Raw genomic sequence first — 17669 nt, forward strand, 5'->3', positions numbered from 1 at the left:
GGTAAAAGGCGAAAGCCTTAAAATAAACTCACCAACACGTCATTGCGAGGCACGAAGCAATCCCAAACTTTACAGATCGGATCTGCTAATCGGGGATTGCTCCGTACCTCGCAATGACGTTACTAAAGAAAAATAATAAAATGGGACAAACATTATTTGATAAGATCTGGGATGCGCACGTCGTCAGTAGCAGCGAGGGGTTCCCGGATATTTTGTATATCGATACACATTTCATTCACGAGGTAACCAGTCCGCAGGCATTTGATGGTTTGCGTCAAAGGGGCTTGCCCGTTTTCAGGCCAAAACAAACTGTGGCTACTGCCGATCACAACGTTCCAACCATTGATCAGCACTTACCCATTAAAGAAGAACTTTCACGCTACCAGGTAGATATGCTAACCAAAAACTGTAAAGAGTTTGGTGTTGAGCTATATGGCTTAGGCCACCCGTACCAGGGTATTGTTCACGTTATAGGCCCCGAGCTGGGCATCACCCGTCCGGGTGGTACTTATGTTTGCGGCGACAGCCATACTTCAACCCACGGCGCTTTTGGTGCTATTGCCTTTGGTATAGGTACTTCGCAGGTTGAGCAGGTATTGGCTACCCAGTGTTTACTTCAGTCGCGCCCAAAACGCATGAAAATTGAAGTAAACGGTAAACTACAAAAAGGCGTTGGCGCAAAGGATATTATCCTTTACATCATTGCGCAGATCTCGGCCGCCGGCGGTACCGGTTATGCTGTTGAATATGCAGGCGATACCATCCGCTCATTGAGCATGGAAGGCCGCATGACCATCTGTAACATGAGTATTGAAATGGGCGCCCGTTGCGGACTTATTGCTCCCGACGAAACCACCATTAGTTACGTAAAAGGCCGCGAATTTGCCCCTAAAGGCGAAGAGTGGGATAAAGCAGTTGCTTACTGGAAAACTTTATACTCTGATACTGATGCATCTTTTGATGAAGTATTATCCTTTAAAGCCGAAGATATTGAGCCGATGATCACCTACGGAACAAATCCGGGTATGGGCATCGGTGTTACACAACACGTTCCTGAAACTGCTTCGTTTGAAGCTAAAGAACAGGGATCATATAAAAAAGCCCTTGATTACATGGGCCTGCACGATGATGAAACGCTATTGGGCAAACCAATTGATTACGTGTTCATCGGCAGCTGTACCAACTCGCGCATTGAAGATTTACGCCAGGTAGCCGAGTTTGTAAAAGGCAAACACAAAGCCGATAATGTTACCGTATGGGTAGTTCCCGGCTCAAAACAAGTACAACAACAAGCCATTGCCGAAGGCCTGGACAAAATATTTAACGAAGCAGGTTTCCCGCTCCGCGAACCAGGCTGCAGCGCATGCCTCGGCATGAACGAGGACAAGATCCCGGCAGGTAAATACTGCGTATCAACCTCAAACCGCAACTTTGAAGGAAGACAAGGACCTAATAGCCGTACATTCCTTGCAAGCCCGCTTACCGCAGCAGCAAGTGCCATAACAGGTGTGGTTACGGATATAAGAGAATTTCTGAAGGAAGAGGAATTGGTTTAATTAGATATGAGACGTGAGATTTGAGATATGAGACAAAGCTTCAATCACACTCTCTTATATCTCACTTCTAACAGCTCAAGTCTATAAATAAGTGATACTCGAAGTAGCCATACTAAATGTTATCCCCGGCCAGGAAGATGCTTTCATTGAAGCATTTTCCAAAGCAAAGGGTGTCATATCAAAAATGAAAGGCTACATTTCACATCAGTTAAAAAGATGTATAGAAAATACAAGCCAGTTTGTTTTATTGGTTGAGTGGGAAAAACTTACCGACCATACAGAAGGCTTCAGAGGATCAAAAGAATACGAGGAATGGAAAGGTTTATTACATCATTTTTATGATCCTTTCCCAACTGTTGAACATTATACTGATATTGAGTAGGGAGATACTAGATCTCACATCTCATATCTAACATCTCAAATCTAAAAAAGATGGCAACTAAAATATTTAAACACATTCAAACCACTGTAGTGCCTTTGCCTATCGAAAACATCGATACGGATCAGATCATTCCTGCAAGGTTTTTGAAGGCTACCACCCGCAATGGTTTTGGCAATAACTTATTTCGCGATTGGCGTTATGAGGGCAATGATGCCCCCAAAGCTGATTTTGTGCTTAACGATCCAAACTTTAGCGGTAAGGTGTTGGTTGCAGGCAAAAACTTTGGCTGCGGCAGTAGCCGTGAACACGCTGCCTGGGCTATATCTGATTATGGCTTCGACGCAGTTGTGAGCAGCTTTTTTGCCGATATCTTTAAAGGAAACGCACTTAACAACGGTTTGCTGCCTGTACAGGTGAGCGATGATTTTCTGAAAAAGATCTTCGACGAAGTTTATGGCGACAACAAAGCCGAAGTTGAAATCGACCTTGAAAGTCAGACTATCAAAATCTCATCAACCGGCGAACAGGAAAGCTTCGAGATCAACCCTTACAAAAAAGCTTGTTTAATAAACGGTTACGATGATATCGACTACATCCTAAGCCAAAAAGGCAAGATTGAAGAATTTGAAGTAGCCCGTTAAGGTTAAAGGCGAAAGCTAAAAGGTCAGAAAAAATGGCTCAATGACCTAATGACAGCGGAGCTTAATGACGCAAAGCAAATGACAACAACAAACAAGCATATCCAGAGAGAAGGTAAAGGTACCGCCAAGTTATTCGACGAACGGAGTTTAGCGAATGATTATTCAACCCTTGCCCCCTTGCTCAGGCCCGGCCTGAAGGTGCTGGATGTGGGTTGTGGCACAGGCGCTATCTCTAAAGATATTGCTGCTTTGGTTGGTGAAACTGGTCATGTTACAGGCATTGATAATACCGAATATTTTATCCAGAGCGGTAAGGAAACTTATGCTTCGGTTCAAAATATGGAGCTCATTTATACTGATCTGTTCAGCTTTGAGCCGGAAGAAAAGTACGACCTTATTGTTTCGGCCCGTGTGCTACAATGGTTAAACAACCCGGTTGAGGCTTTAAAGAAAATGCATTCGCTGTTAAAACCGGGTGGTACAGTATCCATTTTGGATTATAACCACGAGGCTTTGCAATGGCAGCCGCAGCCACCGGCAAGTATGCAGCGCTTTTATGCTACCTTTTTAAGGTGGCGGGGCGATGCAGGCATGAACAATCATATCGCCGAAGACCTGCCTGAATATTTGCAGGAAGCAGGTTTTACCAACATCGAAGTATTTAATGCCGATGAGGTTTACCAAAAAGGCGAATATAACTTTGAAGGCAAAGCAGGTATCTGGGCAAAAGTAGCCCAGTCAAGGCAAATGGTTGAAGAAGGTTATATTGATGATGAATCGCGCTTGCAGGCCATTGGCGAGTATACCGAATGGGTAGAAAACGAGGCCGAGCAAATGGTGATGAAACTAAAAGAAGTAAGAGGAATTAAATAGGCTTAAGTCCTGAAATTATTAACCATAAAATAAAAAATCCCCCTTTAGGGGGTTTGGGGGCATGGGAATTAAAAAACACATTTTAGTAATACCCGGCGACGGGATAGGCCCTGAGGTTACCACCTGGGGTAAAGCAGTTTTAGAAAAAATCGGTCAGGATTTTGGCCACGAATTTACGTTCGACGAAGCCCTGATGGGTCATGCAGGTATCGAGGCAACCGGCAATCCGCTGCCCGATGAAACACTGGCTAAAGCTAAAGCAAGCGATGCTATCCTGTTTGGCGCTATCGGTCACATCAAGTATGATAATGATCCGTCGGCTAAAGTACGTCCGGAGCAGGGATTGTTAAAGATCCGTAAAGAGCTTGGTTTGTACGCCAACCTGCGCCCTATTATGCTGTTTGATGAGCTTTTGGATGCATCGAGCCTTAAGCCTGAAATACTGAAAGGTACTGATATCCTTTTCTTCCGCGAGCTAACCGGCGACGTTTACTTCGGCGAGAAAAAACGCAGCGAAGATCGTAATACAGCATCAGACCTGATGATCTACTCCCGTTACGAAGTTGAGCGTATTGCTATCAAAGCTTACGAAGCAGCCCGTGTACGTGGTAAAAGGTTATGTTCTGTTGATAAAGCAAACGTACTTGAGGCTTCACGCTTATGGCGCGAGGTGGTGCAGGAAATTGCCAAACAATACCCTGATGTTGAAACAGAGCACATGTTTATTGATAACGCAGCTATGCAGCTGGTTAAAAACCCTAAAAAGTTTGATGTAGTATTAACCGCTAACCTCTTTGGCGATATCCTTACCGACGAAGCATCGCAAATTGCAGGTTCTATGGGTATGCTGGCTTCGGCTTCGGTAGGTGATGGCACTGGATTTTTTGAACCGATCCACGGTTCAGCACATGATATTGCCGGTCAGGATAAAGCCAATCCACTGGCATCGATATTATCAGTAGCTTTAATGCTTGAAATTAGTTTCGGCTTAAAAGATGAGGCTAAAAAGATAACCGATGCTATTGATAAAACGCTGAAAGACGGCTACCGCACCGGCGATATCGCTGATGCTAATACCGACAAAGCCAAAATTTTAGGCACTACGGCAATGGGCCAAAAAGTGCTTGAATATTTATAGTAGTTAGCCATTGTCATGATGACGAAGTTCAGCATCTTCATGATGATTTTGTTCCTCTTTTGCGGCTACGGAGCCAGTAACGGAGGAGGGACATTTGCCTTTATCGAGGTGCTGATGGCCATGAACATGGATGATAACGAAAAGCTTGAAAACCTGGTTTTGTTATTTGCAATAGCAGGTCAGACAGCCGGAGTTTATGCCATCATACGCTCAAACAGCAGGCTGATGTTATGGGTGATTATAGCCCTCAGCCTGGTAGTAATAGTTGTTACCGCAGCTTCGGCAGATGCCATTGGCAAGGTGATTTGGGTTAATAGTTTGTTTGTGGTAAGTGCGGTGGTTTATACCATACTGTATATTAAGAACAAAATAAGAGCGCAGGAAAGTGCGATTCCTTCCTTGGGGAAGGAGGAGGAAGGGGTTAGATAAGCGCGTAGCAGAAACCCCTCCCTGCCACAACCTGCCGCACCCCTCCCAAGGGAGGGAATTGAAATAAAATCGGTGAAATCATCTACTAATCGGTGAAATCCCAAAAAAACAAAATCGGTGTAATCAAAAAACATCGGTGTAATCATATAAAACAATGAAATGGAACGCTGATTTGTACGACCAAAAGCATGCCTTCGTATTTAAATACGGGGAAGATGTGCTTGAGTTGCTGGACGTGAAACCCGGTGAGCGCATCCTTGACCTGGGTTGTGGTACAGGCCATTTAACCAAGCAAATACAAGATAAAGGAGCTATTGTAAAGGGTACTGATTACTCACCCGAAATGATAGCCCAGGCTAAACAGCTTTATCCCGAGGTTGATTTCGCGGTAGAGAACGCGGCTGATTTCCACACTGCTGAAAAGTATGATGCTGTGTTTTCAAATGCAGCGCTGCATTGGGTGCTTGACGCTAACGGTGCTATTCACAGCGTAGCCAACAGCCTTAAGCAAGGTGGTAGGTTTGTAGCCGAAATGGGTGGCAAAGACAATGTTGAACGTTTAATTGAGGCTACCAAATTGGTACTGCATAACCACGGTTATAATGAAAAAGCCGATACCAAAATATGGTATTTTCCTTCGGTTGGCGAATATGCTACCAAACTGGAAGAGCATGGTTTCAGGGTGACCTACATGATTCATTATGATCGCAGAACTGAACTACAGGATGGCGACCAGGGTGTAGCCAAATGGATTACTATGTTTGGTGCACAGTTTTTAGAAGGCATTCCCGAGGATGAGAAAGAACAAATCCTGGCCGAGATCACTAGAAAGCTTGAACCTTTTTATAATGACAACGGCCAATGGTATGCCGACTATAAAAGGTTAAGATTTATTGCCATTAAAAAGTAGGACTTAGATATGAGACGTGAGATTTGAGATATGAGATTTTTTCTCTAACTTAAATTTTGCGTTTTGATAAAAAAAGAAATAAACACTGATGAAGGATATGAGTCTCAAATCTCATATCTGACATCTCAAATCAAAATAAAAGATATGTTACACGATCCCAACCGCGTTTATGTTTTTGATACCACGCTCCGCGATGGCGAGCAGGTACCGGGTTGCCAGTTAACAACCCCCGAAAAGATTGAGATAGCTAAGGAACTGGAACTACTGGGCGTGGATATTATTGAAGCAGGTTTCCCGGTTTCAAGTCCGGGCGACTTCCAAAGCGTTGTTGAAATTTCAAAGGCCGTTAAAGAACCTACCGTTTGCGCACTTACCCGAGCCAACAAAGGTGATATTGACGCTGCTGTAGCATCTCTGCAATATGCCAAACGCCCGCGTATCCATACGGGTATCGGTTCGTCTGATATGCACATTAAGCATAAATTCAATAGCACCCGCGAAGAGATCTTAGAGCGCGCTGTTGAAGCCGTTAAATACGCAAAAAAATCAGTTGAAGACATTGAGTTTTATGCTGAAGATGCCGGTCGTGCAGATGTAGTTTACCTGGCGCAAATGGTTGAGGCTGTTATTGCCGCCGGTGCTACTGTAGTAAACATTCCGGATACTAACGGTTACTGCCTGCCCGATCAATACGGTGCCAAAATCAAGTTTTTGAAGGAGAACGTTAAAAATATTGATAAGGCTATCATTTCGGTACATTGCCATAATGACCTTGGTTTGGCTACTGCCAACTCAATTGCCGGTTTACAGAACGGCGCACGCCAAATTGAAGGTACCATCAATGGTATCGGCGAGCGTGCAGGTAATACCTCTATCGAAGAAGTGGTGATGATCCTCAAAACACACCATACTTTAGGCTTGCATACCAACATCGACTCTAAACGGTTCTATGAATTGAGCCAGATGATCCGCACACAAATGCGGATGCCGGTACAGCCTAATAAAGCTATTGTAGGTGCCAATGCCTTTGCCCATAGCTCAGGTATTCATCAGGACGGCTTCCTGAAAATGCGCGAAAACTATGAGATCATTCGCCCTGAAGATGTAGGCTTTCCGAGCGCCACAATAGTGCTAACCGCGCGCAGCGGCAGGCATGCTCTGAAATTCCATCTGGAGCGTTTAGGATATACGCTGGATAAGGAAGAACTTGCTTTTGTTTACAATAACTTTTTAACGCTTGCCGATAGCAAGCTTGACATAAATGACCAGGATTTGCAAGGCCTAATGGCCCACCGACTGGTAAAAAACTAACAATGGAAACTGATACAAAAAGCCAGCTTGATTTTGAAGCGGCATACCAGCGGATAAAAGACGTTGTGAAACGTACCCCGCTGCAATATAACGCCGGTCTTTCGGCAAAATACGAGTGTGAGGTTTATTTAAAACGCGAAGACCTGCAGGTTGTTCGCTCCTATAAGTTGCGCGGCGCATACAACATGATCAGTCAGTTAAATGATGATGAGTTGAGCCGCGGTGTGGTTTGCGCCAGCGCTGGTAACCATGCCCAGGGCGTAGCCTTTTCATGCAATAAAAAGAATATCAAAGGTGTAATTTTTATGCCCGAAATTACCCCCAAACAAAAGGTTAAACAAACCGCCATGTTTGGCAATGGCAATATAGAGATCATACTCACCGGCGATACCTTTGACGATTGCCTGGCCGAGGCCCTCGCCTACACCGAAAAAAACCAGATGACCTTCATCCCTCCTTTTGATGACTACCGCGTTATTGAAGGCCAGGGAACCGTAGGCGTTGAAATACTGCAGGACCTGCCCGATGTCGAAGTGGCGATTATGCCCATCGGCGGTGGCGGCTTTGCGTCGGGAACAGGCACCTATCTTAAGAATAACAATCCTGATATCCGCCTGATAGGCGTTGAACCCGAAGGCGCCCCATCTATGCTGGGTGCCATAAATCATGGTAAGCCAATTACGTTAGACGAGATAGACCGCTTTGTTGACGGTGCTGCAGTTAAACGCGTTGGCGCATTAACTTATGATATCTGCAAAGATATCCTGGACGATATGCTGCTGGTACCCGAAGGTAAAATTTGTACCACCATACTGAAACTTTACAACGAGGATGCCATTGTGGTTGAGCCAGCCGGCGCACTATCGGTAGCCGCACTTGACGCCTGCAAAGAGCAGATCAAAGGTAAAAAGGTAGTTTGTATTATCAGCGGCGGCAATAATGATATTGCCCGCATGCAGGAGATCAAAGAAAAATCGCTGCTGTATGAAGGCCTGAAACATTACTTCATAGTACGTTTCCCGCAACGTCCGGGAGCTTTGAAACTGTTTGTGAATAGCGTATTAGGCCCTGGTGATGATATTACCCGTTTCGAATTCATCAAAAAGAATGAAAAAGAAAACGGCCCGGCATTGGTAGGTATCGAGCTGAAAAATGCTGAAGATTATCCGGCCTTGTTACAACGGATGCATGCGCACCGTTTCAATGTTATTGAACTGAATAAAGATCAAACTTTGTTTGAGTATTTGGTGTAAACTATGCCTTTGCGAGAAACGAAGCAGTCCCCGATATACAAGCCAGACTTGCATACCGGGGATTATTGTTTATATAGCTGTATAAAAACCATGTCATTGCGAGCGGAGCGTGGCAATCGCATACAATACAGAGCGGCCATGCTTCCGTGCGATTGCTTCGTGCCTCACAATGACATAAAGGAGAGCCCCTTATAAATCATCTGTCCTCCTACCAGGCACAAGTGAACATTCCCACAGTCATCCGCGCAACACTTGCGCCATTGGCGTTAAGTCTGTCTTAAAATGACGTTTTGGGAGCAGCTTCGGCTATTCCAACCCTATTTTCTCATTCACTAACTCAATAATCTCCGCTTCCAGCGCAATCGCTTTCCGCTCAATTTCATTGCCACGATAAATAACGTCAACTACATAGCTTTTATCTTTATAACCCGAAGCATTGATCTTTACATTCATGAATGCACCTAATACCGCGGTACGGGCGCAAAGGGCGGCCACTCCTGCATCGGTTATGGAATTGGGGTTACCTGTTAGTGTCATTGCTTTAATCACCTCCATGCTGTCTAAAGCTGCCTCCATTACTTTAAAAGGAATTTCAATAGCATAGCGGGTAGCATCCTGTATGGCTTTATCACGAACTGCCTTTTCCTCATCGTTTGATTTTGGCAGAGAGAACGCCTGCATGATCTGGTTAAAGGCTGTGGTATCCTGATCAACCAATGCTAACAGCTCATTTTTAAATTGCTGGCCTTTTTGCGCCCAGTCGCTAAACTCCTGCCAGCGGTTGTCCCATCCTTTTTTATGCGAGCTCAGGTTAGCCACCATAGTAGCCAGCGACGCTCCTAAAGCACCAACAGCTGCCGAGATCGAGCCACCACCCGGTGCCGGGCTTTCGCTGGCAGTTTCATCGGCCAGATCGGTAAGGCTCATGTTAATAAGTTTGCTGTCGGCTTTATCTTTCAGCAAATATTCAATGATCCGTTGTTCGGGTTTAAAGGGTGAAAGTTCATCAAGCCCCATTGATTTGATGGCTATGCTGATAAGTTCTTTTTCGCTTACTCCTGTAGATCGCTGCTGTTTCTCTAAAAAGTATTTGCCTGCATCAAGCATCGCTTTCAATGGGATCAATCCCACCAGCTCACTGCCGGTTACCCTGATGCCGCGTGCAGCAGCTTTATCGCACACTTCGTCAAAAGCTTTATGAACCGGGGTAACATTGATATTGGTCAAATTCATCGAGATCTGGGCAACGCCATATTCCTCAATGTACCAGCCGATAGCTTTTACAGATTTCAACGAACCCGGAATGGTTTTGGCTTTGCCATGTTCGTCATATACTATTTTACCGTTGATTGGGTCCCCTTCGCGCAGGGTACGGCCGGCTTCACGCACGTCAAAAGCGATAGAATTTGCCCTGCGGACAGAAGTAGTATTCAGGTTAACGTTATAAGCAACTAAAAAATCACGTGCCCCAATTACAGTTGCCCCGCGCTTAACATCGTTCTCCGCCGGACCGAAATCGGGTGCCCACTCGGGTTGTTTGATCTTCTTGAAAAAACCCTCATACTCCCCTGCGCGGATCACCGAGAGGTTACTCCGGCTTTTGTTAGGCTGCGCAGCCTCATACAAATAAACCGGGATCTGCAATTCATCACCTACACGTTTGGCCAATTGCTTAGCATATTCCGCAGTTTCCTCCATCGTAATATTACTGATCGGTATCAGCGGGCAAACATCTGTTGCGCCCATCCTTGGGTGTTCGCCTTTTTGCCTGCTCATATCAATCAGTTCGCCTGCTTTTTTTATGGCACGATAGGCGGCTTCAATCACTTTTTCCGGTTCGCCCACAAAAGTTACCACGGTACGGTTAGTCGCCTTTCCCGGATCAACATTGAGTAGTCTTACCCCCTCAACAGATTCAACTGCATCTGTTATCTGTTTAATGATATCGAGGTTAACACCTTCGCTAAAATTGGGTACGCATTCTATTAATTTGGTCATTGGTTCATTAGTTCAATGGTTCATTGGTAGCTAAGCAAGTTGCAAAACTTGCTTAATCGTTATTCTCTGCCGTCCAAACTTGGGCTGGTTTTAGTTTTCCCTGTTGGTATAAGATCTCACGGTAATCATTACATGGATAGGCCTGCATATCGGCAAGCTTACCTTTGGTTAATACACCGCGATCATTTAGTTTTAATGCCTGTGCCGCGCGATAAGTTAAACCCGCGAAAACTTCGGCCGTGTTTAATTTCTCAGCCGCCGCCATTACCGACGCCTGCATCAGCAGATCGCCCATTGGAGCCGAACCGGGGTTCCAGTCGCTGGCAATGGCGAGGCAGGCTGCGGCATCAAGCAGTTTCCGGGCAGGGGCATATCCCATTCCCAAGCCTAACGAGGCGCCGGGTAAAGTTACAGCAACAGTATCTGAATTGGCTAATAATTTTATCTCATAATCGCCGCTCGCTTCCAGATGATCCGCTGAGGCTGCCCTTGCTTTAACTGCAACTTCGCTACCTCCGGTTGTAAACTGATCGGCATGAACGGTAGCCTCAAATCCCATCTGCTTGGCCCTGCTTAAATAAAATAGGGCATCGCTGGTATTGAAAGCGCTTTGCTCAATAAAAACATCCACCCGGTTGGCCAAATCCTGTTGCTTTATCTTCGGCAACAGCTCATTCAGCAAATATTTCAGATATTCATTTCCGTCACCATCAAAATCTTTAGGTTTAATGTGCGCGGCGAGACAGGTTGGCACAATATGAGCATGAGTTTTATTACCAGCCTGACGAATAGCCTTTAGCTGTTTGAGTTCTTCAGTGGGCGACAATCCGTAACCGCTTTTGATTTCAATAGTTGTTACCCCCTCTGCCAAATGACGGGCTATCCGTTTCGTCATTAAACTGCTTAATTCAGTTTCGGTAGCTGCGCTGGTTTGTGTAACTGAATCCCAGATCCCGCCGCCCGAGGCTGCAATTTCCAGATAGCTTTTACCGGCATTGCGCATGGCATAATCCTTAGCCCGGCTACCTGCAAAACAGATATGCGTATGGCAATCCACAAAGCCAGGCAGCAAGATCTGATCGCCGGTTATTTCTTCTATTTGCACCGACGGGTGGTTTTTACGGAGCTTTTCAAAATCATCAACAGCTAATATAAGGCAATCTTCAACCAATACGCCGCCGTTGGTAACAATCTGCAATTGCTCATCCTTCAGCGCGCCTTTAAGCGGCAAGCCTGTTAAAGGCAGTATTTGAGTGAATGGACCTATTAGTTTTTTCATCTTTTTAAGCTGAATGCAAAAGGCTGAAAGCATAAAGCTTCCTTAACCAAATGAAGACATAAACAATATTTCGATAAAAGCTTTGAGTCTTTGACTTTTGCTTTAAGCTCTCAACCCAAACTTATCCGCCCATTCGGCAGCTTTATCATATCCGGCATCAGTATGCCTAAAAATACCCATAGCCGGGTCGTTATGTAATACCCGTTTCAGGCAAGTTGCTGCGCGATGGCTGCCGTCGGCCAGTACCACCATGCCGGCGTGCTGAGAATAGCCCATGCCTACCCCGCCGCCATGATGGAACGAGATCCAGGTTGCGCCGCCTGATGCATTGGCCATCAGGTTAAGCAACGGCCAGTCGGATACCGCGTCCGAGCCATCTAACATGGCTTCCGTTTCCCGGTTGGGCGATGCTACTGAACCACAGTCCAGGTGGTCGCGACCAATTACTATCGGGCCTTTTACTTTGCCGGATGCCACCAGTTCGTTAAATATCAGTCCGGCTTTTTCACGTTCGCCCATCCCAAGCCAGCAGATGCGGGCAGGCAGGCCCTGAAAAGCAATTTTCTCCCGAGCTTTTTTAAGCCAGGTAATCAAAGGTTTATTTTCGGGAAAAGCTTCGATCAGCGCCTGATCGGTAGCATAAATATCCTCCGGATCGCCGGATAACGCTACCCACCTGAACGGACCTTTACCCTCGCAAAACAGCGGACGGATATAAGCCGGCGTAAAACCCGGAAAGTTAAAAGCATCAGCTTCGCCACCCTGCCGCGCAAACTCGCGCAGGTTGTTACCATAATCGAAAGTGATAGCCCCTTTACTTTGCAGATCCAGCATCAAACTCACATGCCTTGCCATACTTTTCAGCGAAAGCCGTTTATATTCAACCGCATCGTTTTTCCTCAAAGCAGCGGCAGCATCTAGTGACAAACCATTGGGAATATAGCCGTTCAACGGATCATGTGCCGAAGTTTGATCAGTAAGCATATCAGGGATGATATTATCTTTCAATAGTTTTTCGAGCAAATCACCGGCATCGCTTACTAATCCCACCGAAAGCGGCTCCTTTTTGGCGATGGCTTCTTTTACCCAGGCGATAGCTTCATGATACGAATCCGTCATCCTGTCGATATATTTCGTATCAACCCGCTTTTGGATCCGTGACGCATCCACATCGGCGCCTAAAAACACGGCACCGGCCATGGTTGCAGCCAATGGCTGAGCGCCGCCCATTCCTCCTAAACCGGCACTTACAATGAGTTTTCCGGCCAGGTTGCTCTTGAAATGTTGGTTACCACATTCCACAAAGGTTTCATAGGTGCCTTGCAAAATGCCCTGCGTACCTATATAGATCCAGCTGCCGGCGGTCATCTGCCCGTACATCATCAGCCCTTTTTCGCGCAGTTCATTAAAATGCTCCCAGTTGGCCCATGCCGGCACCAGGTTACTGTTGGCTATCAAAACCCTTGGCGCTTCGGGATGGCTCCGGATGATCCCAATCGGCTTACCCGACTGGATCAGCAATGAATGATACTCATCCAACTCCAGCAGCAACTCAATAATTTTGCGGAGCGCCTCCGGGTTACGGGCAGCCTGACCGATACCACCGTAAACCACGAGTTCATCGGGATTTTCGGCTACCTGGCCATCAAGGTTGTTAAGCAGCATCCTGAGCGGAGCCTCGGTTTGCCAGCTTTTAGCATGAAGCTGCATCCCACGCGGCGCTTTATACACCGGGTGGTTAGCGTAGGTTTTAATAAATTCCGAACTCGTCATGACTTAAATCAATTTGGTGAGCAATAGCGGCTTCGCCTGCGGTTTTCAGCAGGGAGCCATCGGTAATCAGTTTATGGAGGCTGTTAATATCATCGGCAAAAACACGGTCGTCCTGTATAAAAGCTACATGCTGCCTTACCAATTGATGGCAAGCCTCAATAACCGGCGTCGATTTTAGCGGCCTGCGGAAATCCATAGCCTGCGCCGCGTAAAGCAGTTCAATAGCCTGAATGTATTCAATATTATCTATCACCTGGTGTAACTTGCGCCCGCTTATAGAACCCATGGATACATGATCTTCCTGCCCAAGTGAGGTTGGCACACTATCGGCACTGGCGGGGAAACAGAGGGTTTTATTTTCGGTAACGAGGGCGGCAGTGGTATACTGCGGAATCATCAAGCCCGAATTAAGCCCGGCATCATGCGTAAGCAGTTTGGGCAAACCGTAACGACCTTCGCTCATCAGGTAGCAGCGCCTGTCGGCAATGTTACCAATTTCGGCTGCTGCTGTGGTTGCATAATCAAGCGGCAAAGCAAGTGGCTGTCCATGAAAATTGCCCCCGCTAATGGTATCATCGGCATTAAAAATAACCGGGTTATCGGTAACCGAATTGAGCTCTATTTCGGTAAGTTCTTTCAAATGCAGCCATGCATTACGTGATGCACCGTGCACCTGCGGCATACAGCGCAACGAATATGGGTCCTGCACCCTGTCACAATTGATGTGCGACGAATTGATTTCTGATCCCTCAAGCAAAGTAAACAGGCGATGGGCTACCATCCTTGTACCTTTAAAAGGCCTGATCTGGTGCAGCCGCTCATCAAAAGGACGGATAGAGCCCATCAATCCCTCTAATGACATGGCACCGATGAGGTCGGCACGGTTCAGAACATCATCCAGGCGTTGTACAGCCTTGGCTGCAAAAGCCAGGATAAACTGTGTGCCATTGATAAGGGCAAGGCCTTCTTTAGGGCCAAGGGATAACGGCTGTAAACCGTGCTTCTTTAAAAGTTCTCCGGCCGGTATCCTCCCGCCATTCTCAAATACTTCTCCCAAACCAATTAATGGTAAAAACAGGTGCGATAAGGGTGCCAGGTCACCGGAAGCCCCAACCGAACCTTTTTCGGGAACTACCGGGATAATATCATTATCGATATGCCAGATGATCCGTTCAAGCGTTGCAAGCGCAATACCCGAATAGCCTTGTGCCAAAGCCTGCACTTTGGTAATCATCATGAGTTTGGCAATTTCCTGCGGGATGGGTTTTCCGACACCTACGCTATGGCTTTTGAGGATATTGCTTTGCAGCAAACTGGTATCTTCTTCCGAAATCCGGGTATCGCAAAGCGGGCCAAAGCCGGTATTAATGCCGTAAACCGGATGATGGCTATGCACAATTTTTTCCACCTCGCGCCATGAAGATTTGATCATGTCGGCGGCTTCTTTGTTAATGATGCCTTTGGTTTTGCCCGCTGCTATATCAAGACAAATACCTATTGTAAGATGGTCGGTGCCGTAATTAAATTTATCAGTCATTGCCGGCGGGTTTTAAATTGGTATTCAGTTTTTCAACGATGTTATCGGCCAGTTTAGTTTGGCGGAAAGTATTTTCAAGCGCGCTTATGGCCGGCAGTAATTGTTTCGCCGCTTCGTCTTTAGCAACAAGTTCGACCATCGACAGGCTGATAGCATCCCAAACCGGTACTACCTGCTTTAGTAACTCACGCCCTTCGGCTGTAAGGGTAACCAGTTGCCGCCTGCCATCGTCGCTACAGGTATCAGTACTTACAAGTCCTCTTTTTTTCAGGTTAGTGATCAGCTGACTGGCAGCAGGATGTGAAACCTCTATCTGTTCGCTTAATTCTTTGATAGATAAAGCATCATTCCTTGACAGTAAATAAAACACGGGAAACCAGCTGGCATCAAAATCGATACCCGCGGTTTGATAAGCACGATTAATTTCGGCCAAAAAAGCTTCACTCAGCCGCCTCAAACGGCTGCCCAAAACCAGATGCCCGAGGCTTTGATATAAATTCATAATGCAATTTATATAAGTGCTTATATAATTGCAAATTTTATTTTGGACTTGTGTAAATGTTATTTTTTTGACTGTAGAGGCGCATCACATGCGTCTCTACAACAAAACAGCTCAAACAAATAACAAAAAAGCTCCCGGTGGTTATCCGGGAGCCTTTCATTATTACTTAGTGATCAGGTTATATAACTCATCGAGCTTAGGGGTAAGCACGATCTCTATTCGCCTGTTCTTTGCGCGGGCTTCGTCGGTGCCGGAGGCATCTACCGGCTGGAACTCACTCTTACCTGTCGCGGTAAGCCTGTGCGGGTCAACACCTTCAGTTTCGGTAAGGTAGCGGGTTACCGAGGTAGCGCGTAAAACGCTCAAATCCCAGTTATCTTTGATCTGGCCAAGGTTTTTTACTTTCTTATCATCCGTATGACCTTCAACCGCCATATTGATATCTGGTTCCTTGTTTACTACCACCGCTAATTGCTTCAACGCAGCCTTACCCTTCTCATCAATAATGATACTGCCCGAAGGGAACAATAACTTATCAGCTAATGATACATAAACCTTGCCATTTCTGATATCTACTGTTAAACCGCTTTGCTGAAAGCCTAATAATGCCTTCTGCAATTTATCTTTCAATGCATTAGTAGCCTCATCGCGTTTCTTTAAAATATCTTCTACTTCCTTTAAACGAGCTTCACGTTTTTTCAAATCAGCGGCCAGTCTTGAGGTTTGGGCGGCCAATTCGTTAGCTTTTGATGATGTTGCATCCAGGTTGCTGTTTAATACACTGTTGTTTTTGCGCAGATCGGCAAGCTGGTTGTGCAGGCGGGCTGTATCTGCCTGCAGTTGTGCAAGCTCTCCTTCAAGGTTTGTTGTGCGGTTAGCTAAAGAGTCACGTTCGGCAACAAGGCTTTTGTATGCTTTTGGAGACATTACCTTGCATGAGTACATTGTGAAACATACAGCAGCGGCTAAAAATGCATATCTAATTTTCATAGTTATTAAGGGGTTATATCGAATTAAGAAAGGGCGTTCTTCAAAAATACATTAAGCGGATGGATCATGCTGCATACATCAGCAACCAACTTTTCCGCACCAGGAGCCGTTAGCTCTTTATCTTCCAGCTTATGCCAGGCTACAAAGCTTTTAAGCTTCAGCAGGTCGATATTTTCATTGTCGGGTTCATATCCTTTGGGTACCGACTTAAGTTGCTCCTGCTTCCTGAAATCGCCGAATAGCTTAACAAACGCCTTATCATCGATGATCTTTTTCAGATCGTCAGCGTTATAATCTATTTCCTGGCGGATGGCTTTCAGATGCGGCGCTTCGGGCATCCAGTATCCGCCGCCGATAAATGAATTACCCGGTTGGATATGCAGATAATATTCCACACCGCCACCTTTTAAGCCCGAGATTGGCATACTTACCCCAAAGTTATTTTTGTAAGGTGCTTTATTTTTACTGAAGCGGATGTCGCGGTAAATGCGCATCACACATTTTTTGGCATCAAGGTTCTCGTCCATGCATGCCTCAATCTTACGAACGCTGTCAAGCACCTTCGTTGTAAAATCAATTACATTTTCGCGGGCTTTATCGTAACGCTTTTTATTGGCGGCAAACCATTCGCGGTTATTATTTTCGGCGAGATCTTTTAAAAAATCAATACTTTCCTGGTATATCATCGGTATCTAAATAGCTTTGGTAATGTATCTTGGGTGATAACCAATACAACAAAAACACACGCGAATATCTGAAATTTACAGGAGCAAGTACAAAACAGCCTAAAATTATAGCGCCAAGATATAACCATGGCGAATCCTGGTTATGGGTAACCAAATAAGTAAGCCAGGCAATGCCGAGGGCCTCGCCCACATTTAGTGCATAGCTAACGTACATGGCGGCATAAAAATAACCGGGCTCAATCTCAAAGAAAAGACCACAATGAGGGCAGTTAAGATTTATTTTATTGGAGAAACTGTAAGGGCTACCCTTAAACATATCGCCGCGCCTGCAGCGCGGACATTTACATTTAAGCATAGCCCATGACTTTGGTGTTTGCGACACGATAAGTATCTTATAAGGTTACAAAAGCG

17 protein-coding genes are annotated in these 17669 nt (G+C 45.7%); 9 read left to right on the top strand and 8 right to left on the bottom strand.

Annotation, left to right across the window (positions count from 1 at the left end; genetic code table 11):
• The first annotated feature begins 140 nt into the window (after positions 1-140).
• The 9 genes from leuC (at position 141) to ilvA (ending at position 8493) form a co-directional block, all read left to right on the top strand.
• The gene (gene leuC, locus FHW88_RS10015; protein WP_176625199.1) at positions 141-1556 is read left to right on the top strand and encodes a 3-isopropylmalate dehydratase large subunit; all 1416 of its coding nucleotides are present in this window, start codon (positions 141-143) and stop codon (positions 1554-1556) included.
• A 91-nt stretch (positions 1557-1647) separates the two neighbouring features.
• The gene (locus FHW88_RS10020; protein WP_176625201.1) at positions 1648-1938 is read left to right on the top strand and encodes an antibiotic biosynthesis monooxygenase family protein; all 291 of its coding nucleotides are present in this window, start codon (positions 1648-1650) and stop codon (positions 1936-1938) included.
• A 50-nt stretch (positions 1939-1988) separates the two neighbouring features.
• Positions 1989-2579, top strand: coding sequence for a 3-isopropylmalate dehydratase small subunit (gene leuD / locus FHW88_RS10025; protein ID WP_176625203.1), 591 nt, complete (start codon positions 1989-1991; stop codon positions 2577-2579).
• A gap of 78 nt (positions 2580-2657) precedes the next feature.
• Entirely contained in the window at positions 2658-3452 is a 795-nt protein-coding gene (locus FHW88_RS10030) for a methyltransferase domain-containing protein (protein WP_176625205.1), read from the top strand.
• Between the two features lie 67 nt (positions 3453-3519).
• Positions 3520-4590: a 3-isopropylmalate dehydrogenase gene (gene leuB / locus FHW88_RS10035; RefSeq protein WP_176626767.1), complete on the top strand. Its 1071-nt coding sequence runs from the start codon at positions 3520-3522 to the stop codon at positions 4588-4590.
• A gap of 15 nt (positions 4591-4605) precedes the next feature.
• Complete coding sequence (locus FHW88_RS10040; protein WP_176625207.1) at positions 4606-5019, top strand: hypothetical protein; 414 nt, start codon at positions 4606-4608, stop codon at positions 5017-5019.
• A 154-nt stretch (positions 5020-5173) separates the two neighbouring features.
• Complete coding sequence (locus FHW88_RS10045) at positions 5174-5929, top strand: methyltransferase domain-containing protein (protein ID WP_176625209.1); 756 nt, start codon at positions 5174-5176, stop codon at positions 5927-5929.
• A 144-nt stretch (positions 5930-6073) separates the two neighbouring features.
• On the top strand, positions 6074-7240 hold the full coding sequence (locus FHW88_RS10050; protein ID WP_090530095.1) for a 2-isopropylmalate synthase: 1167 nt from the start codon (positions 6074-6076) through the stop codon (positions 7238-7240).
• Positions 7241-7242: 2 nt separating this feature from the next.
• Entirely contained in the window at positions 7243-8493 is a 1251-nt protein-coding gene (gene ilvA, locus FHW88_RS10055) for a threonine ammonia-lyase IlvA (RefSeq protein WP_176625211.1), read from the top strand.
• Between the two features lie 306 nt (positions 8494-8799).
• On the opposite strand, the gene ftcD is transcribed toward ilvA, so the two are convergent.
• The 8 genes from ftcD to FHW88_RS10095 form a co-directional block, all read right to left on the bottom strand.
• Positions 8800-10491 (bottom strand): glutamate formimidoyltransferase, encoded by a 1692-nt coding sequence (gene ftcD / locus FHW88_RS10060; protein WP_176625213.1) that lies wholly within the window; start codon positions 10489-10491, stop codon positions 8800-8802.
• A gap of 52 nt (positions 10492-10543) precedes the next feature.
• On the bottom strand, positions 10544-11770 hold the full coding sequence (hutI, locus tag FHW88_RS10065; RefSeq protein WP_090530104.1) for an imidazolonepropionase: 1227 nt from the start codon (positions 11768-11770) through the stop codon (positions 10544-10546).
• Between the two features lie 102 nt (positions 11771-11872).
• A complete protein-coding gene (hutU, locus tag FHW88_RS10070; RefSeq protein ID WP_176625215.1) occupies positions 11873-13543 on the bottom strand; it encodes a urocanate hydratase in 1671 nt (556 codons plus the stop codon).
• Positions 13521-15080 carry a histidine ammonia-lyase gene (gene hutH / locus FHW88_RS10075; RefSeq protein WP_176625217.1) on the bottom strand — a complete coding sequence of 520 codons (1560 nt, stop codon included), beginning with the start codon at positions 15078-15080 and terminating at the stop codon, positions 13521-13523. Before hutH ends, hutU begins: the two co-directional genes overlap by 23 nt.
• The gene (locus tag FHW88_RS10080) at positions 15073-15582 is read right to left on the bottom strand and encodes a MarR family winged helix-turn-helix transcriptional regulator (protein ID WP_090530113.1); all 510 of its coding nucleotides are present in this window, start codon (positions 15580-15582) and stop codon (positions 15073-15075) included. The genes hutH and FHW88_RS10080 overlap by 8 nt, the downstream gene beginning before the upstream one ends.
• Positions 15583-15744: 162 nt before the next feature.
• Positions 15745-16572, bottom strand: coding sequence for an OmpA family protein (locus FHW88_RS10085; protein ID WP_254780156.1), 828 nt, complete (start codon positions 16570-16572; stop codon positions 15745-15747).
• 23 nt (positions 16573-16595) lie between these two features.
• Positions 16596-17258, bottom strand: coding sequence for a DUF2461 domain-containing protein (locus tag FHW88_RS10090; protein ID WP_090530120.1), 663 nt, complete (start codon positions 17256-17258; stop codon positions 16596-16598).
• Entirely contained in the window at positions 17236-17640 is a 405-nt protein-coding gene (locus FHW88_RS10095; protein WP_175490026.1) for a DUF983 domain-containing protein, read from the bottom strand. Before FHW88_RS10095 ends, FHW88_RS10090 begins: the two co-directional genes overlap by 23 nt.
• Between the last annotated feature and the right edge of the window lie 29 nt (positions 17641-17669).

The sequence above is a fragment of the Mucilaginibacter sp. SG538B genome (assembly GCF_013376065.1).
In the GTDB taxonomy this organism is placed as follows: Bacteria; Bacteroidota; Bacteroidia; order Sphingobacteriales; family Sphingobacteriaceae; genus Mucilaginibacter; species Mucilaginibacter rubeus.